The sequence below is a fragment of the Streptomyces sp. VRA16 Mangrove soil genome, from assembly GCF_017377775.1.
Taxonomy (GTDB): domain Bacteria; phylum Actinomycetota; class Actinomycetes; order Streptomycetales; family Streptomycetaceae; genus Streptomyces.
Map to the genome: position 1 here is coordinate 383,706 of NZ_JAFVLN010000005.1, position 25,383 is coordinate 409,088.

At 71.8% G+C, this 25,383-nt stretch carries 21 protein-coding genes; 10 read left to right on the forward strand and 11 right to left on the reverse strand.

Annotated features, from left to right (window positions below; translation table 11 throughout):
* Window positions 1–120 precede the first annotated feature (120 nt).
* Both J3486_RS16785 and J3486_RS16790 read left to right on the forward strand, forming a co-directional pair.
* Window positions 121–687: a rhodanese-like domain-containing protein gene (locus tag J3486_RS16785; RefSeq protein ID WP_207821108.1), complete on the forward strand. Its 567-nt coding sequence runs from the start codon at window positions 121–123 to the stop codon at window positions 685–687.
* Entirely contained in the window at window positions 684–953 is a 270-nt protein-coding gene (locus J3486_RS16790) for a metal-sensitive transcriptional regulator (protein WP_207821109.1), read from the forward strand. Before J3486_RS16785 ends, J3486_RS16790 begins: the two co-directional genes overlap by 4 nt.
* Window positions 954–1,017: 64 nt before the next feature.
* On the opposite strand, the gene J3486_RS16795 is transcribed toward J3486_RS16790, so the two are convergent.
* Genes J3486_RS16795 through J3486_RS16810 form a run of 4 tightly spaced genes read right to left on the reverse strand, consistent with a single transcriptional unit; the run spans window position 1,018 to window position 5,663 of the window.
* Complete coding sequence (locus J3486_RS16795) at window positions 1,018–2,382, reverse strand: GH1 family beta-glucosidase (RefSeq protein WP_207821110.1); 1,365 nt, start codon at window positions 2,380–2,382, stop codon at window positions 1,018–1,020.
* A 41-nt stretch (window positions 2,383–2,423) separates the two neighbouring features.
* Window positions 2,424–3,323, reverse strand: a complete 900-nt coding sequence (locus tag J3486_RS16800; RefSeq protein WP_207821111.1) for a carbohydrate ABC transporter permease — start codon at window positions 3,321–3,323, stop codon at window positions 2,424–2,426.
* A complete protein-coding gene (locus J3486_RS16805; protein WP_207821112.1) occupies window positions 3,316–4,329 on the reverse strand; it encodes a carbohydrate ABC transporter permease in 1,014 nt (337 codons plus the stop codon). The genes J3486_RS16800 and J3486_RS16805 overlap by 8 nt, the downstream gene beginning before the upstream one ends.
* 17 nt (window positions 4,330–4,346) lie before the next feature.
* A complete protein-coding gene (locus tag J3486_RS16810; RefSeq protein ID WP_207821113.1) occupies window positions 4,347–5,663 on the reverse strand; it encodes a sugar ABC transporter substrate-binding protein in 1,317 nt (438 codons plus the stop codon).
* Window positions 5,664–5,890: 227 nt separating this feature from the next.
* On the opposite strand from J3486_RS16810, the gene J3486_RS16815 reads away from it, so the two are divergent.
* The gene (locus J3486_RS16815) at window positions 5,891–7,183 is read left to right on the forward strand and encodes an ROK family transcriptional regulator (RefSeq protein WP_207821114.1); all 1,293 of its coding nucleotides are present in this window, start codon (window positions 5,891–5,893) and stop codon (window positions 7,181–7,183) included.
* A gap of 15 nt (window positions 7,184–7,198) precedes the next feature.
* On the opposite strand, the gene J3486_RS16820 is transcribed toward J3486_RS16815, so the two are convergent.
* The 4 genes from J3486_RS16820 to J3486_RS16835 all read right to left on the reverse strand — a co-directional run bounded on the left by J3486_RS16820 (window position 7,199) and on the right by J3486_RS16835 (window position 13,711).
* A complete protein-coding gene (locus J3486_RS16820; RefSeq protein ID WP_207821115.1) occupies window positions 7,199–8,239 on the reverse strand; it encodes a LacI family DNA-binding transcriptional regulator in 1,041 nt (346 codons plus the stop codon).
* A gap of 58 nt (window positions 8,240–8,297) precedes the next feature.
* Window positions 8,298–10,730, reverse strand: a complete 2,433-nt coding sequence (locus J3486_RS16825; protein WP_207821116.1) for a beta-glucosidase — start codon at window positions 10,728–10,730, stop codon at window positions 8,298–8,300.
* 69 nt (window positions 10,731–10,799) lie between these two features.
* On the reverse strand, window positions 10,800–12,563 hold the full coding sequence (locus J3486_RS16830) for a discoidin domain-containing protein (RefSeq protein WP_207821117.1): 1,764 nt from the start codon (window positions 12,561–12,563) through the stop codon (window positions 10,800–10,802).
* A 68-nt stretch (window positions 12,564–12,631) separates the two neighbouring features.
* Complete coding sequence (locus tag J3486_RS16835) at window positions 12,632–13,711, reverse strand: DUF1996 domain-containing protein (protein WP_207821118.1); 1,080 nt, start codon at window positions 13,709–13,711, stop codon at window positions 12,632–12,634.
* Between the two features lie 323 nt (window positions 13,712–14,034).
* On the opposite strand from J3486_RS16835, the gene J3486_RS16840 reads away from it, so the two are divergent.
* Both J3486_RS16840 and J3486_RS16845 read left to right on the forward strand, forming a co-directional pair.
* Complete coding sequence (locus tag J3486_RS16840; RefSeq protein ID WP_207821119.1) at window positions 14,035–14,583, forward strand: GNAT family N-acetyltransferase; 549 nt, start codon at window positions 14,035–14,037, stop codon at window positions 14,581–14,583.
* A complete protein-coding gene (locus J3486_RS16845) occupies window positions 14,580–15,047 on the forward strand; it encodes a pyridoxamine 5'-phosphate oxidase family protein (protein ID WP_207821120.1) in 468 nt (155 codons plus the stop codon). The genes J3486_RS16840 and J3486_RS16845 overlap by 4 nt, the downstream gene beginning before the upstream one ends.
* A gap of 60 nt (window positions 15,048–15,107) precedes the next feature.
* On the opposite strand, the gene J3486_RS16850 is transcribed toward J3486_RS16845, so the two are convergent.
* The 3 genes from J3486_RS16850 to J3486_RS16860 all read right to left on the reverse strand — a co-directional run bounded on the left by J3486_RS16850 (window position 15,108) and on the right by J3486_RS16860 (window position 18,385).
* Window positions 15,108–16,748, reverse strand: a complete 1,641-nt coding sequence (locus J3486_RS16850; RefSeq protein ID WP_207821121.1) for an MDR family MFS transporter — start codon at window positions 16,746–16,748, stop codon at window positions 15,108–15,110.
* Between the two features lie 166 nt (window positions 16,749–16,914).
* Window positions 16,915–17,574 carry a TetR/AcrR family transcriptional regulator gene (locus tag J3486_RS16855; protein WP_207821122.1) on the reverse strand — a complete coding sequence of 220 codons (660 nt, stop codon included), beginning with the start codon at window positions 17,572–17,574 and terminating at the stop codon, window positions 16,915–16,917.
* Between the two features lie 34 nt (window positions 17,575–17,608).
* Window positions 17,609–18,385, reverse strand: coding sequence for a TetR/AcrR family transcriptional regulator (locus tag J3486_RS16860; RefSeq protein ID WP_207821123.1), 777 nt, complete (start codon window positions 18,383–18,385; stop codon window positions 17,609–17,611).
* Window positions 18,386–18,519: 134 nt separating this feature from the next.
* Between J3486_RS16860 and J3486_RS44160 the strand changes: the two genes are divergently transcribed.
* Genes J3486_RS44160 through J3486_RS16880 form a run of 5 tightly spaced genes read left to right on the forward strand, consistent with a single transcriptional unit; the run spans window position 18,520 to window position 25,352 of the window.
* Complete coding sequence (locus J3486_RS44160) at window positions 18,520–20,334, forward strand: glycosyltransferase family 2 protein (RefSeq protein WP_229378104.1); 1,815 nt, start codon at window positions 18,520–18,522, stop codon at window positions 20,332–20,334.
* Between the two features lie 5 nt (window positions 20,335–20,339).
* Window positions 20,340–21,428, forward strand: coding sequence for a UDP-glucose 4-epimerase GalE (gene galE / locus J3486_RS44165; RefSeq protein WP_307804838.1), 1,089 nt, complete (start codon window positions 20,340–20,342; stop codon window positions 21,426–21,428).
* Window positions 21,419–22,747 (forward strand): UDP-glucose/GDP-mannose dehydrogenase family protein, encoded by a 1,329-nt coding sequence (locus J3486_RS16870; RefSeq protein WP_207821124.1) that lies wholly within the window; start codon window positions 21,419–21,421, stop codon window positions 22,745–22,747. Before galE ends, J3486_RS16870 begins: the two co-directional genes overlap by 10 nt.
* Complete coding sequence (locus J3486_RS16875; protein ID WP_207821125.1) at window positions 22,744–23,718, forward strand: UDP-glucuronic acid decarboxylase family protein; 975 nt, start codon at window positions 22,744–22,746, stop codon at window positions 23,716–23,718. Before J3486_RS16870 ends, J3486_RS16875 begins: the two co-directional genes overlap by 4 nt.
* Window positions 23,715–25,352 carry a right-handed parallel beta-helix repeat-containing protein gene (locus J3486_RS16880; RefSeq protein ID WP_207821126.1) on the forward strand — a complete coding sequence of 546 codons (1,638 nt, stop codon included), beginning with the start codon at window positions 23,715–23,717 and terminating at the stop codon, window positions 25,350–25,352. The genes J3486_RS16875 and J3486_RS16880 overlap by 4 nt, the downstream gene beginning before the upstream one ends.
* Window positions 25,353–25,383 lie beyond the last annotated feature (31 nt).

The following is a 25,383-nucleotide window of genomic DNA, read 5'->3' on the forward strand; positions in this document are numbered from 1 at the left end:
CGCGGCACACCGGTGCACACCAGTGCACGTCGGCTCCAGAACTCGACACCACACCCTCGTGGCTCACGCGCCCCGCTCGTGGACCACACTGACTCGTACACCACGCACCCAGGGAGAACCATGAGCACCACCCTTGCCCCGGCGGAGCTCCACGCCCGCCCCGTCGACAGCACCCTCGTCGTCGACGTGCGGGCACCCGGCGAGTTCGCGGCCGGCCATGTGCCGGGCGCGGTGAACGTGCCGGCCGACCACCTCGACGCACTCCTGCCCGACCTGCGCGCCGCGGCCGAGCGGCGCCGGATCGTCGTGGTGTGCGCGGCCGGTCAGCGCTCCGCCGCCGCCTGCGCCAAGCTCGCCGACGCCGGCGTGGAGGCCGTCGGCCTCGACGGCGGGACGCACGCCTGGACGGCCGAGGGTCTGCCGGTCGACACCGCGCCGCGCGAGGGCCGCTCCGTGTGGGCGATGGACCGCCAGGTCCGCTTCACCGCCGGTGCGCTCGTGCTGGCCGGGCTCGCGCTCGGCACCCGCGCGCCGAAGGGCCGGCTGCTCGCGGCGGGCGTCGCCTCGGGCCTGGTCTACTCGGGCCTGAGCAACACCTGCGGCATGGCGGCCGTGCTGGGCAAGCTGCCCTTCAACCGGCCCGCCCCCGACGCCCTCGACGCGGCCCGCGCCGCGCTGCGCGCATGAGCGGCGTCACCCCTGAGGCGACGGACGCCGTGCTCAAGCGGCTGCGCCGCGCGCAGGGCCAGCTCGCCGGCGTGATCGCGATGATCGAGGCGGGCCGCGACTGCAAGGACGTCGTGACCCAACTGGCCGCCGTGTCCCGGGCGTTGGACCGGGCCGGCTTCAAGATCATCGCGTCGGGCATGCGTGAGTGTATGAACGCGGCGGACGACGAGCAGCCGCCGCTGAGCGAGGACGAGCTGGAGCGGCTGTTCCTCTCCCTCGCCTGATCCCGGGCACACTGCACCGTCCCGGTGGGGCCGCTTCCGGTCGGCCCCACCGGGACGGCGTCTTTCAGGCGGCGCTGCGCACCCGCGCCCCGTGCCGACGCACGATGTCCGCGTAGCGGTGGCCGCTTCCCTTGATGGTCCGCACCTGCGTCTGGTAGTCGACGTGGACGAGGCCGAACCGCTTGTCGTAGCCGTAGGCCCACTCGAAGTTGTCGAGCAGCGACCACGCGAAGTACCCGGCGAGCGGGGCACCCTTGCGCACGGCGCGGGCGCACGCGGCGAGGTGGTCGACCAGGTACTGCTGGCGCTCGGGGTCGTCGACGGTCCCGTCGGGCCGCACGACGTCGGGGAACGCCGAGCCGTTCTCGGTGACGTACAGCTTCCGGGCGCCGTACTCGGAGGTCAGACGGAGCAGCAGCGACTCGATGCCCTCGGCGTCGACCTCCCAGTCCATGCCGGTGCGCGGCACACCGAGGCGGCGCACCGACGTGGCGTACGGGGCCGGGCCCGCCGGGTGGTCGGCGACGACGGACGGGAAGTAGTAGTTCAGGCCCAGCCAGTCGAGCGGCGCGGCGATCGTCTCCAGGTCGCCGGGCTGCTGCGGGAGTTCGACGCCGTAGACCTCGACCATGTCCTCGGGGAAGCCGCGGCCGTGCACCGGGTCGAGCCACCAGCGGTTGGCGTGGCCGTCCATGCGGCGGGCGGCGGCGACGTCCTCGGGGCGGTCGGTGGCGGGCAGCACGTGGGCGAGGTTGAGGACGATGCCGACCTCGGCGTCCGGCACCGCGGCGCGGATCGCCTGCGTGGCGAGGCCGTGCCCGAGCAGCAGGTGGTAGGAGGCGGGGACCGCGGCCTCGATGTCGCTGAGCCCCGGCGCCATCCGGCCCTCCAGGTGCCCGATCCACGCCGAGCACAGCGGCTCGTTGAGCGGCGTCCAGTGCTTGACGCGGTCGCCGAGCCGCTCCGCGACCACGGACGCGTACTCCCCGAAGGCGAGGGCGGTCTCGCGGGCCGGCCAGCCGCCGCGGTCCTGCAGCGCCTGCGGCAGGTCCCAGTGGTAGAGGGTGGCCATCGGGGTGATGCCGTCGGCGAGCAGGGCGTCGGTCAGCCGGTCGTAGAAGTCCAGGCCCTTGGCGTTGACCGGTCCGTCGCCGTCGGGCACGATGCGCGGCCAGGCGAGCGAGAAGCGGTAGGCGTTGGTGCCGAGGCGCTTCATGATGTCGAGGTCCTCGCGCCAGCGGTGGTAGTGGTCGCAGGCCACGTCGCCGGTGTCACCGTTGTCGACCATGCCGGGGGTGTGCGAGTACGTGTCCCAGATGGAGGGGGCCCGGCCGTCCTCGGCGACCGCTCCTTCGATCTGGTACGCGGCGGTGGCCGTGCCCCACAGGAAGTCGTTCGGGAAGGCGGCGAGGTCTAGGGGCTCGGACACAGGGTTCCTTTCACAAGTACGGGCGGTGGTACGGGAGTCGGTCACTTCACGGCACCGGCGGTCAGGCCCGTGACAAGGTAGCGCTGGAGCAGCAGGAAGCCGGCCACGACGGGCACGCTGACGACGAGCGAGGCGGCCATGATCTGGTTCCAGTACACGTCGTTGAGGTTGGCGTAGGCACCGAGGCCGACCGACAGCGTGCGGGTGTCGTCGTTCGTCATCACGGAGGCGAAGAGCACCTCGCCCCAGGCGGTCATGAACGCGTAGACGGCGACGGCCACTATGCCGGGGATGGCGGCCGGCACGATGATCCGGAACAGGGCTCCGAGCGGTCCGCAGCCGTCGACGAGGGCGGCCTCGTCGAGGTCGCGCGGCACCGACTCGAAGTACCCGATGAGCATCCAGATCGAGAACGGCAGGGTGAACGTCATGTACGTGAGGATCAGTCCGCCGCGCGAGCCGAACAGGGCGATGCCGGTGGCGTTGCCGATGTTCACGTAGATGAGGAAGAGGGGCAGCAGGAAGAGGATGCCCGGGAACATCTGCGTCGACAGGACCGTCACGGTGAAGACGCGCTTGCCGCGGAAGCGGTAGCGGCTGACCGCGTACGCCGCGAACACCGCGATGATCACCGAGCAGACCGTCGCCGCGCCCGCCACGATGAGCGAGTTCACGAAGTACTTCGCGAGCGGGACCGTCTTCCAGATGTCGATGTACGGACGGATCGTCAGCCCGCTGGGGATCCAGCGGAACTTGCCCTGGACGTCCGGGAGCGGCTTGAGCGAGCTGGAGACCATGACGAACACCGGCAGCAGCACGAAGCCGGTGAGCAGTGTCAGGAAGATCCGGCGGGTCCACAGGAAGGACTGCGGCGCCGCCATCGGCGACTTGACGTGCGGCCGGCTCACCGGGCGCACCGGGCGCACCTGCGTGTCAGACATCGGACGTCTTCCTTCCGCGCGAGGTCATCGCCAGGTACACACCCGTCACGACGAGCAGGAACAGCAGCAGGAGCACGGACATGGCGGAGCCGGTGCCGAAGTTCCAGGTGACGAACGAGGACTGGTAGATGTGGACGGAGATGATGTCCGCCGCTTCGGGCGCCGCCTTGCCGAACATCACGTACGGCGTGTTGAAGTCGTTGAACGTCCACAGGAACAGCACGAGGACGAGGACCTGGTTCACGGGGCGCAGGGACGGCAGGGTGATGCGGCGCAGCTGCTGCCACAGTCCGGCGCCGTCGAGGGCGGCGGCCTCGTACATCTCCTTGGGGATGTTCTGCAGTCCGGCCATCACGATGAGGAAGGCGAACGGCCAGCCCTTCCACACGGACACGGTGAGCAGCGCGACGAAGCTGTTGTCGCCGATCAGCCAGAAGGACGGCTTGTCGGTGAGGCCGAGCTGGTCGTGCAGGACGTGGTTCACCAGGCCGTTGTCGTGCTGGAACATGAACACCCAGGTGATCACGGCCGCGTAGACGGGCAGCGCGTACGGGATCAGGAACAGGGCGCGCAGGATGCCGCGGCCCTTGAACGTCTCCTGCATGAAGACCGCGGCCGCGGTCCCGATGGCCCAGCACAGGCCGACCGAGAGCAGGGTGAACATGCAGGTGACGAAGAACGAGTGGAGCAGCGCCTGGCCGACGGGGGCGTCGAAGTCGACGGCGATCTTGAAGTTGTCGAACCCGGCCCACGGGGCCGTGCTCCAGTCCCGGATGTAGAACTGGGTGAGCTCCTTGAAGCTCATCACGATGCCGATGACCATCGGGATGAGGTGGACGAGGAGTTCGAGGACGAGCGCGGGCAGGAGCAGCAGGTACGGCAGGCCGATCCGGCGGATCCGCCCGGGGCGGCGGCCCTGACCGCCCACCGCCCCGGGGGAGCTCTTGCCGACGGCCCGCCCCTCCCCCGCGGCGGCGGGGGAGGTGGCGGTCGTGGAGGCAGTCATCAGAGGGGACTCCGTGCTCACTGGTTCGGCATCGACTGCTGCGCCTTGCTCAGCGCGGCCTTCACGGACTCGGTCGTGACCGACTTGCCGGCGGCGGCGTCGGCGAACAGCTCCTTGACGGCCGTACCGACGGCGGTCTCGAACTGGGACTCGTCGGGGACCTGCGGCAGCGGGGTCGCGCTGGTGGCGAGGGTCTGCTTGAGCACGGCGGTGGCCTGGGTGCTGAAGGCCGGGTCATCCTGCGCGGCCTTGACGGGCGGGATCGAGCCGTAGGTCTTGTTGAGCAGCTTCGACTCGGCGTCGCTCGTCATGAACTTCACGAACTTCGTGGCGCCGTCGAGGTTCTTGGTGTTCTTGAAGACGGCGATGTTGATACCGGCGACCATCGAGTTGGCCTGCTTGCCGGTGCCGGGGGTGCCGGACTGGACGGGCGCGGGGGCGATCCCCCACTCGTCCTCGGACATGCCCTGCGCCTTGAAGGTGGAGGCGGCGGCCTGCCACAGGACCATCGCGGTCTTGTTCTTGGAGAAGTCGCTCATGGACTGGTTCTGCGCGTACTCGGCGTTGCCGGGCGCGATGATCTTGTCCTTGGCCATGAAGTCGACGTACTGCTTCACGGCGGCGACCGCGCCGGCCGAGGTGAAGTCCGGCTTCCCGTCGGCGGTGAACCAGTCGGCGCCGCGCTGCTTGGCCAGGATGAAGATCTGGTGGATGTTGTTGGAGAGGTTCGAGCCCTCGGCCGCCAGGCCCCACTTGCCGTCCTTGGAGAGCTTCTTGCCGTCGGCGACGAGCTCGTCCCAGGTCGCCGGGGGCTTGCTGATGCCGGCCTCCTTGAACATCTTCTTGTTGTAGTAGAGGGCGTACGACATCGAGTACAGCGGCACCGCCGCCGGGTCCTTGCCCTGGGCGCCGGCCGCGCCGAGCGCGGAGTCGACGAACCGGTCCTTGCCGCCGATCTTGTCGAACTGCTTGGCGTCCCACGGCAGCAGCGCGCCGGTCGCCTGCAGCGAGGCGCTCCAGGTGTTGCCGATGTTGAGGACGTCGGGGCCCTGGCCCGAGGTGGTGGCCGCCATGATCCGGTTGAGCAGGTCCGACCAGGGGACGACCTCGAGCTTGACCTTGATGCCGGTCTGCTTCTCGAACTTGTCGAGCTCCGGCTGCAGGACCTTCTTGTCGACCTGGATGCTGGCACCCTGGTTCGACGCCCAGTACGTGAGGGTCTTCGGGGAGTCGTTGGACCCGCCGCCCGAGGAAGTGCCACCGCCACAGGCGGTCGCGGCGAGGGCGAGCGACACGGTGACGGCACCGACAGCGGCGGCTCGGATTCTGCTCATGGCTCCAGGTGTCCCTTTCCGGAGGAAGTCGTCGAGGGAGGACGTGAAGGTGACCGGGACCCGGCAGACGGACCGGATGCGGCCCTGCTGCGGCGAGCAGGTCGCCAACTTCACTTCTTGAACGCCCTCACGACTTAATTTAGGACGTGAGTTAAACCGCACGAGAAGGTAGCGTCAAGGGGGTCGGAGCTAACAACTTCGAGTCGGACGAGGCCGGGAGGAGACACATGGCCGGGCGGCGCGGTGGACGGACGGTGCACGACCTGCGAAGGGAGAACCGGGCGGCCCTATTGCAACAGTTGTATTTCAACGGCCCCATGAGCCGGAACGAGCTGGGGCCGGCCATAGGGCTGAGTTCAGGTTCCATCAGCAACGTGGTGGCGGAACTCGCCGCGGACGGGCTGGTGGAGGAGGCCGGCAGCGTGGAGTCCGAGGGCGGCAGACCCCGCACACTGCTGCGCATCGTGCCCGCTTACGGGCGGCTGATCGGCGTGGACGTCGGCGAGACCCGGATACGGGTGGAGCTGCTCGACCTCTCGCTCACCGAACTGGCGCGCGCGGAGCGGCCGTTGGACCTCAAGGGGCATCCGGTCGAGGGCGTCGCCGAGCTCGTCGCGTCGGCCGTGCACGAGGTGCTCGACGCCGGACGGTCCCATCCGGGCACGCTCCTCGGGGTCGGCATCGGCGTGCCCGGGATAGTCGCCCGCACCGCGGAGGGGGCCGTGGTGCACGGCCAGACGGTCGGCTGGGGCGCGGTGCCGCTGGAGTCGGTGCTGCGCCGCGCCTGCCAGTTGCCGCCCGAGGTCGGCTACTTCATCGACAACGGCGCCAAGACGCTCGGCCAGGCCGAGATGTGGTTCGGCGCGGGCCGCGGCACGCAGAACGCGGTCGTGGTGCTGTTCGGCTCGGGTGTCGGCGCGTGCGTGGTCCTCGGCGACGCGACGCAGGTGCGGGCCGTCGAGTGGGGCCATCTGACGGTACGGGTGCAGGGGCGCCGCTGCCGCTGCGGCGCCCTGGGCTGTCTGGAGGCGTACGCGGGCGCGGAGGCACTGCTCGACCGGTGGCGGGAGGCGGGCGGGCGGCCGCCGCACGGGGCCGACGAGGAGACGGCGCTGGCCGCGATGATGGACGCCGCGCATCCGCGCGAGCCGGGCCGGGAGCCCGATCCGACGGCGACCGCGATCATCGAGGAGACGGCCGAGTACCTCGGTGCGGGCCTGTCCGACCTGGTCAATCTCTTCCAGCCGGAGCGCATCCTGGTCGGCGGCTGGGCGGGGCTCCAACTGGGCGAGCGGTTCCTGGGCGCGGTGCGGCGCCATCTGCCGACGTACGCGCTGACCTATCCGGCGTCGCGGGTCTGCGTGGAACTGGGCAGGCTCGGGCCCGACGCCGTGACCGTGGGCGCGGCGACGCTGCCGCTGGCGGCGTTCTTCGCCCGCGGCGGGCGCCCGCCCGAGGCGCCGCGGGCAGCCGAACTGCCGGCGTGGCACGGCGCGTTGCAGGACCGCGCGCTGAACTGATGGAGGACACGGCCGTCAGGCGGACTCGCGGATCACCAGCTCCGGTTCGAAGATGCGCGAGGTGGGCTCGGTGCGCCCGCCCCGGACGAACTCGTGCAGCAGCTCCGCCATGGCCGCCGCCATCTCCTCGACGGGCTGGCGCACGGTGGTCAGCGGCGGGGTGCAGGTGATCGCCGCGCTGGAGTCGTCGAAGCCGACCACGGCCACGTCCTGCGGCACGCGCCGGCCGCGCTCGCGCAGGACCCGGCAGACGCCCTGCGCCATCAGGTCGTTGGCGGCGAACACCGCATCGATGTCGGGGTGTTCGTCCAGCAGCCGCTCCATCGCCGCGACACCACTCGCCAGAGTGAATCCCCCTTCCGCTATCGGGACGTACGGCACGCCGCCGCGCTCCATCCCGTCCCGGAACCCGGCGAGCCGCTCCTGCCCCGCGGGAACGTCGAGCGGCCCGGCGACGGTGGCGGGTCTGCGGCAGCCGCGGTCCAGCAGATGCCGGGCGGCGAGCAGTCCGCCGTCCCGGTGCGCCAGGTCGACGTAGCTGATGGGCGCGGGCACGGCGGGCCGCGCGAAGCACACGGCGGGCAGCCGCTCGGCGGCGAGCTGCGCCGGCAGCGGGTCCTCCGCGTGCGTGGAGACGACGAGCGCGCCGTCGGCGCTGCCCTGGCGCAGATAGTCGACGACCTGACGGCGTGCGCCGTCGGAGTCGGCGAACATCAGCACCGGGTGCATGGAGCGCGGGCGCAGGAATCCGACGACGCCGGTCACCACACGTCCGAAGAACGGGTCGGCGAACACCCGCGCCGTGAACGCGTGCTGCTCGTCGTCGCCCTCGTCACCGGCGCCGGACACCACGAGCGCGATGGTCTGCGCCCGCCGGGTGACCAGGGAGCGGGCGGCCTGGTTGGGCGTGTAGCCGGTCCGCTCGACGGCCTTGCGGACCACGTCCTGGATGCCCGGGTCCACGTTCCGTACGCCGTTGATGACCCGGGAGACCGTGGCCCGGGAGACGCCGGCCTCCCGCGCCACGTCCTCCAAGGTCGGCACGCTTCTGCTCATGGCCGACACCCTAACCGCCGGCCCACGCCCTCGTGGAGCGCTCTCCCGTACTCGGCGGCTAGCTCGTCGGCGCCACCTCCACCTCCGTCACCAGGGGGGTGTCCACCGCGGAGCGTCCGATGTGCAGCCGGTACGTCCCCGGTTCGGTGCGCCAGGCCCCCGCTGCGGGCGACCAGTGGCGCAACACCCGTGCGGGGACGGTGACTTCGACGGTGGCCCGGGTGCCGGGGCGGGCCGTCACGGCCGTGTACCCGGCGAACCAGCGCGCGGGGCGTTCGACGGCCGAGTCGGGCTTGGCGAGATAGACCTGGACGACGTCGCGGCCGGTCCTGGTGCCGGTGTTGCGGACGGTGACGCGGACCGTGAACCCGTCGGGTCCCGGCTCTCCGATGATCTCGGCCTTCTCGTGGCTCCAGGTGGTGTAGCCGAGCCCGTGGCCGAACCAGTAGGCGGGTTCCCGGCCCGCGCGCAGCCAGGCGCGATGGCCGATGTGCAGCCCTTCGGTGTACTCAAGCACCCCTTCCTGCGAGCGAGTTCGGGTGACGGGCGCGTCCGTGAGCCGGGCGGCCCAGGTGGTGGGGAGCCGGCCGCCGGGTTCGGCGCGGCCGAAGAGGACGTCGGCGAGGCCCGCGCCCGCTTCCTGTCCGGGGAACCAGGTGAGCAGCAGCGCGCCGACGTCGTCCCGCCAGGGCAGTTCGACCGGTCCTCCGGAGTTGACGACGGCCACGGTGCGGGGCTGCGCCGCGGCGACGGCGGCCACCAGGGCGTCCTGGTGGCCCGGCAGGGCGAGGGTCGTGCGGTCGTGGCCCTCGGACTCGCTGCCCTCGGTGGTACCGACCACGACGACGGCGACGTCCGCGGCCCGTGCGGCGTCGACGGCGCGGGCGAGCGCCGCCTGCGGGTCGGCCGACGGTGGTGCGGCGGTCAGGAGGGTGGCGCGGCCGGTGTCGGGGTCCAGGGTGCGGCGGGCCACCACCTCGACGGCCCGGCCCTGTTCCAGGTGGATGCGCCCGTGCCGGCAGGGCGGCCCGACGTGCACAACGGCCGGGTCGTCGGTGTGCCGGGGGTACTGTCCCGCCACCAGCACTCGTCCGTCCACCACGAGTTCAAGGTTCCCGAAGCCGCCGACACCGAAGGTCCACTCGCCGCCCTCCTCGGGTCTGAGAACCGCGCCGAGCTCCACCGTGTGCGCGCCGGGGACGAGCGTGGGCTCCAACAGGCGCCCGGTGAGGCGGTGTTCGGCGTACAGCTCGTGGCCGGCGCGGTCGAGGACGCGCAGCAGCAGTCCCGGCTCACCGGTGCGTGGGTCGGTGCAGCGGTCCGCGTCGAGGGGCCACGGCGGCTCGGCGAGGGCGGGTCCCGGGGCGTGCACGACCTCGGCGGTGCCGCGCAGCGCGTGCCGGATGCCGTCCAGCGGCGTGACCGTGTACAGCGGGAAGACGCCCGCGCTGCCACCGCCCTGCAGCCGGGGGCGCGCCGCGTGGCCGCCGATGACCGCGACGGTGCGCACGGTGTCGGCCGACAGCGGCAGCAGGTCCCGGTTGGCGAGCAGGACGGTGCTCGCGGCGACGGCCCGGCGCAGCAGGGCGCGGGTCCGGCGCGGGTGGTGCCGTCGGGGTCGCATCGGTTCGCACTCCCCGAGGGCGCCGACGCGTCGGGCGAGCCGCAGGATGCGGCACACCTTCTCGTCCAGCGCCGACTCCGGTACGTCGCCGTCGCGCACCGCCCGCAGCAGCGCCTCGCCCCACACGCTCTCCGGTCCCGGCATGGCGAGGTCCTGGGCGGCGAGCGCCGACGCCACCGTGGTGCGCACGGCCGCCCAGTCGGACACCACGACGCCGTCGAACCCCCACCGCTCCTTGAGCGGGTCGCAGAGGAGTGAACTGGCCGTCATCGTCGAGCCGTCGACGCCGTTGTAGCCCGACATGACGACCTGGACGCCGGCCGCGACGGCTGCTTCGAAGGGGGCCAGATAGACCTCGTGCAGGGCGCGTTCGGGGACGCGGACGTCGACGGTCAGGCGCTCCGTCTCCGAGTCGTTGGCGACGTAGTGCTTGGCGGTCGCCGCGACGCCGCCCGACCGGATGCCGCGGATGAGGGCGGCGCCGGTGCGGCCGGTCAGTTCGGGATCCTCGGAGAAGCACTCGAAGTGCCGCCCGCCCAGCGGTGAACGGTGCAGGTTCAGGGTCGGCCCGAGCACCACGTGCACCCCCTTGGCGCGGGCCTCCTCCGCGAGCAGCGCGCCGAGCTCCTGCGCCAGTTCCTCGTCCCACATCGCGGCGACGGCGGTGGCCGCGGGCAGCAGGGCGGAGGTGCGCCGCTCGTCCCATGCCTCACCGCGGACGCCGGCCGGGCCGTCCGACATCACCATCTCGCGCAGGCCGACCGCGGACTCCGCGGCGGTGCGCCAGGTGGTGGCGCCGGTCAGCAGCCGCACTTTCTGCGTGAGGCTCAACTTCTCGACGAGTCGTCCGAGTTCGTCGTCGTCCATACGGGTCCCCTCCCCGGAAACACGCCTGCGGCCCCCGCCGTGCGCAGCGCGCGGCGGGGGCCGGTCCGATCAGTTGTAGACGCCGAACTCGTAGAGCGAGTAGCCGTATCCGGTGCCGCGCGCGGTGCCGTTGATCCGGATGTAGCGGCCGGTGCCGGTGGCGTCGAAGTCGTCGATGCCGCCGTTGCCGTCGGTCACCTCGTGGACGGTCCGCCAGTTCTGGCCGTCGTCGGAGGTCTGGACGGTGTAGGCCTTCGCGTACGAGGTCTCCCAGTTGAGCTGGATGTGCCGGAAGGACTGGCTGGAGCCGAGGTCGACCTGGAGCCACTGCGGGTCGCTCCAGTCGCTGGCCCAGCGGGTGTCGTTCTTTCCGTCGACGGCGGCGGAGGCCAGGCACGGGCAGTCGCCGTAGTCGCTGGTCTGCTGCGAGGACGCGGTGGCGGTCCTGCCCTGCGCGAGGTTCGTACCGTTCACCGGCGGCGGCACCACGCGCACGGAGCGCGTCTCGACGCCGACGTTGCCCTTTCCGTCGGTGGCCTTGACGTAGATCTTCCACACGCCCGGCTTGTCCGGCGCGGTCACCTTCAGCCGTCCGGACCCCAGGTCGGTGGCCTTGAGCGGGGTCAGCTCCTTGCTCTTGTCGATGTACATGCTGTTGGCGAGGACCTCGTACGAGATCTGGTCGCCGTCGGGGTCGGTGGCCTGGGTGGCCAGGGTGAGGTCGCCGCCCGCGGGCACCTGCGACGCGTCGCCCTCCACCTTCATGGAGGAGATGACGGGCGGCGTGTCGTCCCCGGCCGTGCTCGCTCCGTACGCCTTCTTCACGGCGTAGTACGACAGCCGCTTCTGTCCGGCGGGCAGCAGGTTGAACCAGATGCCGCCGAAGTCGTACTCGGTGCCGTAGTGGAACATCGTGGCGCCCAGCGCGACGCCCTGATGCCCGGTGATGCACTGCCACGCCTTGGTGTAGCCGTCGGCCTTGGCCTGGTCGGTGGGCTCCTCGGGCACGCCGTTGGCGTCGTCGGGCACTTCCCACTCCCCCGCAGGACCGGTCTCCGTCACGATGTACGGCTTGGTGTAACCACCTTGCTCCCAGGCCGACTTGATGTCGCACATGGCGTTGTAGGAGTTCACCGCGTACAGGTCGAGGTCGGGCGCGTTCTTCTTGTAGTAGGGCCAGGCGCCGACCCAGGCGTCGGTGGAGGTGACGGGGTGGTTCGGGTCGACGGCGTGGATCTTCTTGGCGACGTCGTTGACGAACGTCGTGTACGCGTCGCGCTGCCGCTCCAACTCGTCGCCGCTGTAGCAGTTCTGCAGGCCGAGGACCGACTCGTTGCCGACGTTCCACATCAGGACGCCGGGGTTGTCCTTGTAGGTGTCCACCCATGCGGGGAACTCGGCGAGCATCTGGTCCTTGTACGCGGTGTCGGTCAGGTAGTTCACACAGCCGCCGCTGCCGGGGCCGCCGCCGGGCTGCAGCCAGAACCCGGCGATCACCTTGATGCCGTGGGCGGCGGCCGAGTCGAACAGGGGCTTGCTGGAGGCGTCGGTGCCCCAGGTGCGGATCGTGTTGACGCCCATCGACTGCAGGTCGGGCATGTATTTGTCGGCGTCGGCGACGGCGGGACCCCAGGTGAGGCCCTTGACCTGGTACGGGGATCCGTCGACCGTCAGCTGCCAGTCGCCCTGGGAACCGGTCACCTTCACCACGCTGCCCGCGGCGTGGGCCTGCTGGCCCGGCAGGGCGAGCACGCAGGCGGCGAGGACACCGGCGGTGACGGGGGCGGCGAGCCGGCGCCCGAGGGGGCGGCCTGCGGTGCGGGGTCTGCTCATGTCGGTTCTCCGTGGGGGGTGAGGGAGCGGCGGGACGGGGGCCCTTGCGTCATGAACGGCGCGCCGGGTCACGGCAGTTCGTAGTTCTCGTCGAGCACGGCGCCCGCCTCCGGGTGGCTCTGGTCGTAGCCGCGCGGGTCGCACTGCAGACCCCCGACGACGCAGTGGTCGACCATCGCCTTCAGCGTCCGGTCGTCCCAGGCGTTGAAGAAGTCGTAGTGGAAGGAGTAGCTGGGCCCGCTGGCCAGCCGGAGCCCGGAGAGGTCCCCGTTGACGGGGAAGGCCATCTTGAACTCGATCATCGGCAGGGCGACCGGGTGGTCCGTCGGGCACACGTTGTTGTTGGTGCCGGGCTTCACCACGGGGTACGCCATGTGGCTCTTGTGGTCGGGCGTGTCCAGGTACCTGCCGTCCCAGCAACTCGGCGCCTGGAAGCGGATGTTGACCTGGGTGTCGGGCGTCGTCGGGCAGTCCTTGGGGAAGTCCACGTTGAAGTAGCTGGTGCCGCACTCCCACCCCTCGACGAACCCGGGATGGTCGCGGAACTGCTCCGCCGTCTGCATGGGGCTGCCGACCACGAACCGCAGCCCCTTGGGGAAGGGCCGCACGCTGGTGTAGTCGGTGACCCCGGCCTTGTAGTAGATGGTCTGCTCGCCCACCGGGAGCACCGGCTGGTCCCCGTTGAACATGGTGGGCATCCAGTAACCGGACTTGTCGCCCGGCGCGAGACAGGATGTCGATCCGCTGTCGAGCGACGCTGTGGTGCTGTCGGCGTCGGTCGTGGTGTTGCCCATGAACGTGTGGTCGTGCGACTTGCCGGGCTGGCCGGGGTAGACGATCGGGTCGTCCGGCTTGGTGTGGGTGACCGAGCAGTGGGCCTGGAACTCGTGGAAGTAGCGGTGCGGCGGCTCCTTGTCGGACGGTTCGACGCCGGTGACGGGCGGATCGGCCGGGATGTACCCGTCGCCGTCCGGGTCGTCGCCGGACGCCTGGGTCGAGGCGGCCATGACGTGGCCCGCGTGGGAGACGGTGCCGGAATCGGTGGCGGCGTCGGCGGTCATGGCGGCCACGCCGCCGACCCCGAGCGAGGTCGTGAGCAACGCGCCGGATATCAGGGCTGCCGAGAGGGGTCGCGCTCTTCGGGCCATGGATGCCTCCTGCGGTGCAGGGTGGTTGGGGGGTGGGGGCGAGCCGAAGACGGGCCGGCCCTCGGGGTGGGAGGTACGTTGGAGAGCGCTCTCCCACGCCCCGCAGTGTTACGGCCATGACGCGAGCCCGTCAAGACTCGGTGAACCTCTCGTTGCACGGCGGACCAACCAGCATCTCAGGCAGCGGAGTTGACGCTGCAGGTCAGCGCGGAAGGGCGGGCCACGCGGCCACGAGACGGATGTTGGAGAGCGCTCTCCCCCTTACGTCGCCCGCTCGCCGAACCTGCGCGGAGAACGGGCGACGCGCGTGATCTCATGAACCGGTGAACGACTACGACTCGGGGCCGCTCCCCCAGGTGAGAACGCGCGTCGACCGCGACCTGCCCGCCTGCGTCACCGCGCTGCGCGCCGTGCATCTGGCGGACGGATATCCCACCAACTGGCCGCAGGATCCGCAGAAGTGGCTCACCGGTTCCGCGGACGCCGCGGCCTGGGTCGCCGAGTGGGAGGGCCGGATCGTCGGCCACGTGGCCCTGGTCCGTCCGGGGCCGGAGGACATCGCTCCCTCCCTGGTCGGCACGGGCAGCACGTCCGTGGCCGTCGTCAGCCGGCTCTTCGTGGACCCCGCCGCCCGAGGCCGGCGCGTCGGCGCCCTGCTGCTGGAGCGGGCAATCGAGCGGGCCCGGGCGCTCGGCGCCCGCGCCGTCCTGGACGTGGTCACCACCGACACCGCCGCCGTCGCCCTGTACGAGCGTCTCGGCTGGGAGTTCCTCGCCACGGGCCAACAGGAGTGGGGGCCCGACGAGTTGGTCACCGTACGCTGCTACGCGGCGCCCGCATCCGGCGCTCGATCCCAGAAGGAGACCCCATGACCGAGGCCGCGCCCGCCCGTTCGGCGAAGCAGCGCAAGCAGGACACCCTCGCCCGCCTGGAACAGGACGTCGACGTGTGGGTCGCCACGGCGGACCCGGAGAGCGGAGCGCCGTACATGATGCCGCTGTCGTTCCTGTGGCACGACGGCGCGCTGATCGTCTCCACCCGGGAGTCGAACCCCGTGGCCCGCAACCTCGTGGCGACGGGGAAGGCGCATCTGGCGATCGGGCAGACCCGCGACGTCGTGCACATCGAGGGCGCCGCGGAGCTGATCGCGGACGGCGACCTCACGCCCGAACTGGGCGACGCGTTCGCCGAGAGGACGGGCTTCGATCCCCGTGGGATCAAGGGCCCGTACGTGTACTTCCGCATCCGTCCGCTGCGCGTCCAGGCGTGGCGCGAGGCGAACGAGCTCGCCGGACGGGATCTGATGCGCGACGGGACCTGGCTGCTCGCCGACTGACACGCGTGTGCCCCTCGCCGCACGGGGCGGCGAGGGGCACGACGGCGCGCGGGAGGGGCCTCAGCCGACCGGCTCGGGCTCCTTGTCGGCCACGGGGTCCGGGCCTGCGTTCTGCGCGTGCCAGTCCGCGTTGTCGGCCAGCGGCTTCTCCTTCAGGACGAAGGCGAGGACGAGGCCGACCGCGAAGACGGGCAGCAGGTACAGGAAGATCGGGACGAGCGCTTCCTGGTACGCGTTGACGACGGTCTCCCGCAGGTCCGCCGGGAGCGCGCGGACCAGCGCCGGGGTCAGCGAGTCGCTGTTGCCGACCTTGGCGGCGGCCTCCGCCGGGATGGTGGCCGTCAGCTTGTCGGTGAGACGGCTGGCGAACACGGCGCCGACCACGGCGGTGCCGAGCGTCGCGCCGATCTCCCGGAAGAAGTTGTTCGCGGAGGTGGCGGTGCCGACCTCCGCGCCCGGGAAGTCGTTCTGCACGGCGAGGACCAGGGTCTGCATCATCAGACCGACACCGGCGCCCGCGAGACCGACGTACAGGCACACGAGCCAGACCGGGTCGGAGACGTCGAGCGTCGACATCAGGTAGGCGACGAGCATGATGATGACGGTGCCGACGATGGGGTAGATCTTGTACTTGCCGGTCTTGGACATGATGGCGCCGGACGGCAGGGCGGTGCCCATGATGCCGACGACCATCGGGATCAGCAGCAGGCCCGACTCGGTGGCCGACTTGCCGTAGACCATCTGCAGGTACGTGGGCATGTAGCCGACGATCGCGAACATGCCGAGGCCGATCACGATCATGCCGATGAGGGTCGCGACGTTGAAGATCGGCGAGCGGAACAGGTGGAGCGGGATGACCGGCTCCTTCGCGCGCTTCTCCGCGACGAAGAACAGCACCCAGGCGACGACCGCGCCGATGCCGAGCCCGATGACCAGCGGGTCGGACCACTCGTACTGCGTGCCGCCCCAGCTCGCGAAGAGCACGGTGCAGGTGACGGCCGCGGCCATCAGCGCGGTGCCGAGGTAGTCGAGCGTGACCTCGACGGCCTTGCGCGGCAGCTTGATCGCGACGACGGCGACGAAGAAGGCGAGGACTCCGAGGGGCAGGTTGACCCAGAACGCCCAGCGCCAGGAGTGCTCGTCGGTGAACCAGCCGCCGAGCAGCGGCCCGACGACGGAGGAGAGACCGAAGACGGCGCCCATGGGGGCCATGTACTTGGCGCGTTCGCGCGGCGGCACGAGGTCCGCGATGATCGCCTGCGAGGTGATCATGAGGCCACCGCCGCCGAGGCCCTGGAGGGCGCGTCCTGCGATCAACGTGCCCATGTTCTGGGCGAGTCCGCAGACCACCGAGCCCACCAGGAACAGGGCTATGCCGGTGAGGAAGATGTTCTTGCGGCCCATGAGGTCGCCGAGCTTGCCGTAGACCGGCATGCCGATGGTGGCGGCGAGGATGTACGCGGTGGTGATCCACGCCATGTGCTCGATGCCGTTGAGCTCACCGACGATGGTGGGCAGGGCGGTCGAGACGATGGTCTGGTCGAGCGCGCCGAGCAGCATGGTCAGCATCAGCGCGGCGAAGATCAGCCCGAAGTTGGCGGGCTTGGCCGTGCTCTCGGCGTTCGCTGCATTGTCTGCGGCCGCTTCGAGCGCGGGGCCGGGTCCGGTGTCCATGCCCTCGGATGCGGGGGCGTGCGTCATTGCGTGCTTCTCCGTTGCTGGTGTGCGGGTGTTCAGGTCGGACTGCGCCCGCGCGGCGGCGGGGAGAGCGGTTGCCGCGTTCGGGTCGTGGGGGTGCTGCGGGGTTCGGGGGGGGAGAGAGGGGGCGTGGGTGACCGTGGTGGGGGGCGGTCACGCGAGGGAGCGCCTACTGCACTGCGCCCTGCCCGGGGTGCGCCGCGTCCACCGAGAGGAGGGTGCGCAGCGTGGTGAAGGAGTCGCGGACGCAGGCGGCGGGGCCGTGCCGGTGGTCGGCGTGCTGCGACCACCGCTTGAGTCCGCTGCGTACGGTCGCCATGGCGATCCCGGCGAGGAGTTCGGCCTCCTCGCCGTCGGCGGGAGTGCCGGTGCGGCGCGCGATGGTCCCGGCGAGATCGCGCTCCACCGCTTCGCACTGGGCGAGGAAGGTGGCGAGCACCGACGGCACGCCCTCCGCGATGCGCAGGGTGTCCTCCAGGTCCTTGGGGCCCGGGGCCGCCTCCTGGAGGTGGTCGGCGAGGACGTCGCCGAGGTCGCGCAGCACGGCGTCCGTGTGCTGCCCGTCCCCCGCGGCGAAGCGCTCGGCGAGCGCCGGCGGCAGGGATCCGGGCAGCGCGAAGAGCGCGGCTTCCTTGCTCGGGAAGTAGTTGAAGAAGGTACGGGGCGAGACCCCGGCCTCCTTGCTGATCATCTCCACCGTGACCCGCGCGAAGCCGTGCTCGCGGGCGAGGCGCAGCGTCGTGGCGTGCAGTTCGGCGCGTGTCTCACGGCGCCTGCGCGCACGGAGGCCCTCGGCGGGGGCGCTCTGCTGCGGGTGGGAGATGGTCACGCTCCGGATTCTTGCACACCGTGCAAACTTGCGGTCACTGCACCCCGGCCTCTTCGCCGAACGCCCGGAGCAACGCCTGGAGTCCGGCGCTCAGCCCGGCCTTCCCGCCGCGCTCGGCCATCAGCGCGGCGCACTCCCTCAGCCGGGGCAGTTCGCGGGCCGGAAGCCGGTGCAGACCGAGCCGGAAGGCGGGGTCGGGTTCGTCGGGGTCGTCGACCACGGCACGCAGTTCGACCATGAGCCAGCCGAGCAGCCAGGCGGTGAACGCCCGATGCAGCCGCACCGCACGGTCCGCGGCCATGCCGGAGTCGAGCAGTAGCGCGAGGATCCGCTCGTCGGTGCGGAGCACCGCGGCGGGGCGGCGGGCGAGCGGCGTCGACAGCAGCCGCGTCGCCAGCAGCGGGACGACGTGCGGATGTTCCAGGGCCACCGCGTAGGTCGCGCCGGCGATGCGGTCCAGTTCCGCCACCCCGTCCCCGTCCGCCTCTGCCTCCGTCGCCCCGTCACCGTCCGCCTCCGCCGCGTCGAGGCGGGACTCCAGTTCGGCGAAGAAGGTCTCGACAAGCCCGTCCAGCAGGGCGTCCTTGCCGTCGGCGTAGCGGTACAACGCCATGGCCTCGACGCCGAGTTCGGCGCCGAGGCCGCGCATGCTCAGCGCGGACAGGCCGTCACGGTCGACGATCTCCAGGGCGGTGGCCAGCACGCGCTCCCGACTGAGCCGCCCGTAGCGGCCGCGGTCGGCGGCGCGGCGCGCGGGAGCGGCTGCCGCGGCCCGATCGGCGCTCCCCGCGCCCGACGGCTTCTTCGGCATGGCGCACTCCCTTCGTCACGGGCGTCTCCCGGTCCCCGGAAATCGCCTCTTGACTCAGCACCACCATAGGCGCAAAGTCGTACATATACGTCGTAAACATACGGCGTCAGCGTACAGCGCAGGAGCGTGCCGTCATGGACGTCTCGGACCTCGGCCAGGTGACCGCGCATCTCGCCCGCATCTCCGGCGGGAACGTGGTGCGGGTGGCCCCCGAGGGTCCGGTCTTCGGGCGGCCGTGCCGGGTGCGCCGGGTGCGGCCGGCGACGTTCGTGCCGATGCTCGCCCGCCCCGACCGGGCCGCGCTGCTGGCCGTCGCGGCCGGCTGGGCGGTGAGCCTGGTGTGGTTCTGGGCGTGGTGGCTGCGGCCCGAGCACCGGGCGAGCTGGGCGGGACTGCTCGTGAACAGCGCTCTGCTGCTGTACCTGACCTGCCTTCCGGCGTACTTCTTCGTCACGGCGCTGCGGCTGCGCCGGGTCGATCCGGCGCTGCCGGTCCCGTCCCTGCGGGTCGCCTTCGTGGTGACCCGCGCCCCTTCGGAGCCGTGGCCCGCCGTGTGCCGCACGCTGCAGGCGATGCTCACACAGGACTTCCCGCACCGTTACGACGTGTGGCTGTGCGACGAGGCGCCGACGCGGTACGTCGTCGACTGGTGCCGCGCGCACCGGGTGCGGCTGTCGTCACGCCAGGGCCTGGGTGCGTACCACCGTCCCGTCTGGCCGCGCCGCACCCGCTGCAAGGAAGGCAATCTCGCCTACTTCTACGACCACTGGGGCTACGCCGAGTACGCCGTGGTCGCCCAGCTCGACTGCGACCACGTCCCCGGGCCCGGCTATCTCGCCGAGATGGTCCGGCCGTTCGCGGACCCGGCCGTCGGCTACGTGGCGGCGCCCAGCGTCTGCGACGCGAACGGTACGTGGTCGTGGTCGGCGCGGGGCCGGCTGTACCGCGAGGCAGTGTGGCACGGCGCGGTACAGCTCGGGCACAGCGACGGGCTCGCCCCGATGTGCATCGGTTCCCACTACGCCGTGCGCACCCGCGCGCTGCGCGACATCGGCGGGCTCGGCCCCGAACTCGCCGAGGACTTCTCCACGACGTACCTGCTCAACTCGGCCGGCTGGCAGGGGGCGTTCGCGATCGACGCGGAGGCGCACGGCGACGGGCCGCTGACCTTCGCGGACATGGTGACGCAGGAGTACCAGTGGTCGCGGAGCCTGACGACGATGCTGCTCGGTCTCCTCCCCCGCCATCTGGGACGGCTGCCGATGGTGCTGCGGCTGCGGTTCGCCTACGCGCTCGCGTACTACCCGCTGCTCGCCCTGATGATCGTGGCGGGCCTGGTGCTGCCGCCGGTGGCCGTCGTCACCGGGCTCCCCTGGATGAACGTCGACTACGGTGCGTTCCTGCTGCACTTCTGGAGCCTGCCGGTGTGGCTGCTGATCACGTTGTGGCTGTTGCGCCACCGCGGGCTGCTGCGGCCGCGCAACGCGCCGCTGCTGAGCTGGGAGGTCTGGCTCTTCGCGCTGGCACGCTGGCCGTTCGTGCTCGCGGGTCTCGTCGGGGCGCTGCGCCAGCGGGTGCGCCCGCGCCAGGTCACGTTCAAGATCACCCCGAAGGACGCGGCGGGGCCGCGGCCGCTGCCCGCCCGGCTCACCGTGCCGTTCGCCCTGCTCGGCGGTGCGCTCGCGGCGGTCGCCGTGGCCGGCGAGCTCACCAGCCCCTCGGTGGGCTATGTCTTCCTGTGTCTGGTCTCGGGCGCGACGTACACGGTGGTGGCGTTCGCATTGCCGCTGCTGCATGTGCACGAGGCGGCCCGTTCGGCGGGGGTGCCGTTCGCGGCGGCGCTGCGCACGGCACGGGTGCCCCTGGTGGCGACCGTCCCCGCGGCCCTGGCCGTCGCCACGGGCGTCGTGCTGTATCCGGCCTACGCGGCCGCCGTTCTGGGCTGGTGAGTGCCGTGAGAGAACGCAGCGGCTCCCCCTCGACCGTTCTCGTCACGGGCGGTGCCGGTTTCATCGGCAGCCACGCCTGCGTCGAACTCCTCGACCATGGCTACGAGGTGATCGTGGTCGACGACTACTCCAACAGCTGCCCGCGGGTGCTTCCGCGGGTGGAGCGGATCGCCGGACGGTTCGTCGGCGCCGTGTACGAGCTGGACATCCGTGATCGACGCGCCCTCTCGGCCGTCTTCGACCGTCACCCAGTGGACGCCGTCGTGCACTTCGCCGCGCACAAGGCCGTGGGCGAGTCGACCCGGATGCCCGCCGCGTACTACGACACGAACGTCGGCGGGACGACCGCACTGCTCCAGGTGATGCACGAACACGGTGTGCGCAGGCTGGTGTTCTCCTCCTCCTGCTCGGTGTACGGCGACGCGGGTGCGGGCCCGCTCGACGAGGCGCGGCCGCACCGGCCGACCAATCCGTACGCCGCGTCGAAATCGCTGTGCGAGGCGGTCCTCGCCGACGTGTGCCGCACCGACCCGCGCTGGACCGTGCTGTGCCTGCGCTACTTCAACCCGGCGGGCGCGCACCCCAGCGGCCTGCTCGGCGAGGACCCGCACGGCACCCCCGACAACCTCTTCCCGTACGTGGCCCAGGTCGCCGTCGGACGGCGGCCCCGGCTGCGGGTGTTCGGCGCCGACTACCCGACGCCGGACGGCACCGCGATCCGCGACTACCTCCATGTGATGGACACGGTGGAGGCGCACCGGATCGCCCTCGACCGGCTCGCCGAAGGGCCCGGCATGAAGGTGTTCAACCTCGGCCGCGGACAGGGGAGTTCGGTGCTCGACGTGGTCGCCGCCTTCGAACGGGCGAGCGGCCTGAGCGTGCCGTACGAGCTCACCGGCCGTCGTGCGGGCGACGTGGCCGAACTCGTGGCGGACGCGGGCGCGGTGGCGCGCGCCTGGGGCTGGCGTCCCGTCCGGGACCTGGCCGACATGTGCCGGGACGCCTGGCGTTTCCAGCAGCTCAACCCGAACGGCTACCCGGGATCGCCCCGGCGGCCGGGCGCGAAGGACGAAGGAGCGGGACCATGCGGATGACAGTCATCGGCACGGGATACGTCGGCACGGTGCACGCGGCGTGCATGGCCGACATCGGGCACGAGGTGCTCGGCGTCGACATCGACGCGGAGCGGATCGCGACCCTGGCGGCGGGCCGGGCCCCGCTGCACGAGAAGGACCTCGACGCTCTTGTGGTGAGCGGCGTCTCGTCGGGGCGGCTGCGCTTCTCGACGTCGCTCGCCGAGGCGGCCGCCTTCGCGGACCTGCACTTCGTCTGCGTGGGGACACCGCAACGGCCAAACGGACCGGCCGCCGACCTGCGGTACGTGGACTCCGTCGTCGAGGGGCTCGGACCGCACCTGCGACCGGGCGCCCTGGTGGTCGGCAAGTCGACGGTGCCGGTGGGCACGGCCGAGCGGATCGCCGGGCGGCTCGCGCACCTGGCGCCGGATGCGGAGGTCGCCTGGAACCCGGAGTTCCTGCGGGAGGGTTCGGCGGTGCACGACACCATGCATCCGGAACGGCTGGTGCTCGGCGTGGCATCCGCCCGGGCGGACACGCTGCTGCGGACCGTGTACGAACCGATGCGGCGGGCCGGAGTTCCCCTCTTCACGACGGACCCGGCGACGGCCGAGCTGGTGAAGGTCGCCTCGAACGCGTTCCTCGCCACGAAGATCTCCTTCGTCAACGCGATGGCCGAGGTCTGTGAGGCGGCGGGCGCCGACGTGACGCTGCTGGCGCGGGCGGTGGGCGCGGACTCCCGGATCGGGCCGCACTTCCTCGATCCCGGGCTCGGCTTCGGCGGAAGCTGCTTCCCCAAGGACATCCGGGCGTTCGCGGCCCGCGCCGAGGAGCTGGGCGCGGGCGAAGCGGTCGCCTTCCTGCACGAGGTCGACCGGATCAACACCCGGCAGCGTCGGCGCACCGTCGAGCGGGCCCGCCGGCTGCTGGGCGGCACGTTCGCCGGCCGGCGCGTGGGCGTGCTCGGCGCCGCCTTCAAGCCCGGCAGCGACGACGTACGGGACTCGCCCGCGCTGGCCGTGGCGACCGCCGTGCGGGCCCAGGGCGCGGCCGTCCGCGTCCACGATCCGCAGGCCCTGGACAACGCCCGTGCCGTGTGCCCGGACCTCACGTACACCCTGGACATTCCGAAGGCGTGCGAGGACGCGGATCTGGTGCTGCATCTGACGCAGTGGCCCGAGTACCGCGCGATCGATCCCGCCGCCCTGGCCGGTGTCGTCCGCACCCCGCTGATCCTCGACGCCCGCAACGTGCTCGACGCGCGGGCGTGGGGTGCGGCCGGCTGGGCCTTCCGGGCGCTGGGCCGCCCGGTGAGCACGCTGGGAGGCGCGTCGTGAGAGTGGTGGTCACGGGAGGCGGCGGGTTCCTCGGCTCCCATCTGTGCGAGGCGCTGCTGTACCGCGGTGACACGGTCTGGTGCCTGGACAACTTCTGCACGGGCACCCCGGCGAACGTGACGCATCTGCTGTGCGAGCCGCGGTTCCGGCTCGTGTCGTGCGACGTGACCGAGCCGTTCAGGGTGCCGGGCCCGGTGCACGCGGTGGCCCATCTGGCGAGCCCCGCGTCACCGCCCGACTACGAACGGCTGCCGTTGGAGACCCTGGCGGCCGGCAGTCAGGGCACGCGGAACGCACTGCGCCTCGCGCTCGCCCACGACGCACGGTTCCTGCTGGCGTCCACGAGCGAGGCGTACGGCGACCCGGAGGTCCATCCGCAGCCGGAGAGCTACTGGGGCCATGTGAACCCGGTCGGCCCGCGCAGCGTGTACGACGAGGCGAAGCGGTACGCGGAGGCTCTGACCATGGCCCACCGCCGGTCACTCGGCGCGAACACCGGCATCGTGCGGATCTTCAACACGTACGGTCCCCGGATGCGCCCGTACGACGGGCGGGTCGTGTCGACGTTCCTGCGCCAGGCGCTGGCCGGTCTGCCGCTGACGATCTTCGGGGACGGACTGCAGACCCGCAGCTTCTGTTACGTCGACGATCTCGTCCGCGGACTGGTCGCCATGCTCGACGCCGAGGCCGAGGGGCCGGTGAATCTGGGCAATCCCGGCGAGTTCACCGTGCGTGAGCTGGCCGATCTCGTACTCAGGGTGACCGGTTCGGCGTCGGTGGTGGAGTACCGGCCGCTGCCGGTGGACGATCCCACGCGCCGCCGCCCCGCCGTCGACCTGGCCCGCTCGCTGCTCGGCTGGGACGCGTCGGTCCCGCTGGAGGAGGGGCTGCGGCGCACCGCCGTCTGGAGCCGCGCGCACGCCGGGACCCGGCAGGTGCGGACCCGTGAGCCCGTTCCGGTCAGGGTGTGAGGGCCGTGCGCGGCGCGGGTGTCGCGGTGGCCGTGGTGCTGGCGGCCGCGGCGGCCGGATGCGCCACGACACCGCACTATGTCCCGACCGGGCGCACCTACTACGTGGCACAGAACGGTGACGACCACGCCGACGGCACGTCCCCGGACACCGCCTGGCGGACCCTCGGCCGCGCGGACCGCGCGGGGCTCGCCCCCGGCGAGCGGCTGCTGCTGGAGGGCGGGACACGCTTCAGCGGCTCGTTGAGCCTGGGCCCCAAGGACGCCGGGGACCGCGGACGGCCGGTCCTGGTCGGTTCCTTCGGGACCGGCCGGGCCACGATCGCCCCGGCCCACGGACCCGCCGTCTCGGTGTACGACACAGCGGGCCTCCAGATCCAGGACCTGGTGCTGCGTGGCTCCGGCGGCAGCCGGACGGACGCCGCCGGGATCAACCTGTACAGCGACCGCGCCGCGGGCGACCGGCTGTCCGGCGTCACCGTCTCCGGGGTCGACGCCGCCGGTTTCCGGGTCGGCCTCGCCGTCGGCGCCGACGACCACGGCATCGGGTTCCGGGAGGTGACCGTGCGCGGGTCGGCGCTGCACGACAACAAGGACGTCGGCCTCCTCACCTACGGACCCGCCATCAGCCCCGCGCGGCCGGTCTACGCCCACGAGAACCTCACCGTCGAATCCGTCACGGCGTACGACAACCCGGGGGACCCGGACGCCCACGACCGGCACACCGGCGACGGCATCGTGATCGGCTCCGTGCGCGGGGCGCGGCTGTCCCACGTGGACGCCCATGACAACGGGGGCCGTTCGGCGACGGACGCGGTCGCGGGACCGGTCGGGGTGTGGGCCTACGACTCCACGCGGGTCGTCATCGAGCAGAGCGTCGCCTACCGCAACCACACCCGTTCGTCCGTGGACGGCGCGGGGTTCGGGTTCGACTCGAACGTGTCGTTCTCGGCGCTGCGCCGCAATCTGGCCTTCGACAACGACGGTCCGGGCTTCTACGCCTTCCAGCGCCGGGTCAACGGCCTGCACACCGGCAACACGATCAGCCACAACATCAGCGTGGACGACGGGCGCGGGCTGCCCAGGCACGGGGCGATCTCGCTGTACGGCAAGGATCTGCGGAACTTCGCCGTCGTACAGAACACGGTGTTCCTGACGCGCTCGCCCGCGGGCGAAGGGCCGGCGCTGCGCCTGGAGGCGGGTGAGCGCGGTGTGGTCGTGCGCGACAACGTCCTCGTGACCGACGGCGTACCGCTGGTGCACGCCGACGCGGGCCTGACCCGGTCCGACGTCGTGCTCCAGGGCAACGACTACCACGTGGTGCACGGCAGTTGGCAGGTGCGCTGGGGCGACACCCGCCACACGTCGCTCGCCGCGTGGCGGGACGCCACGGGCCAGGAGACGAGCGGCGGCCGGGCGACGGGCTTCGATCTGGCCCCCTGTCCCGCCGGGGGCCCGCTGCCCCGGATCCGTTCGGTCGACGACGTGCACCTGGCGGCCCCCGTCTGCGACGCGCTCACCGGCAAAGGCGTCGGCCTGCCGCTGCCGGACGGTGCTCCCGGGGCCGGCCCGACCGACTACTTCGGGCAGCCGGTGAGCGATCCGCCGCAGGTCGGAGCCGCTGTCCGGCGCTGAGATGCAGGCATCCGCGCGCGTGCCTACGATC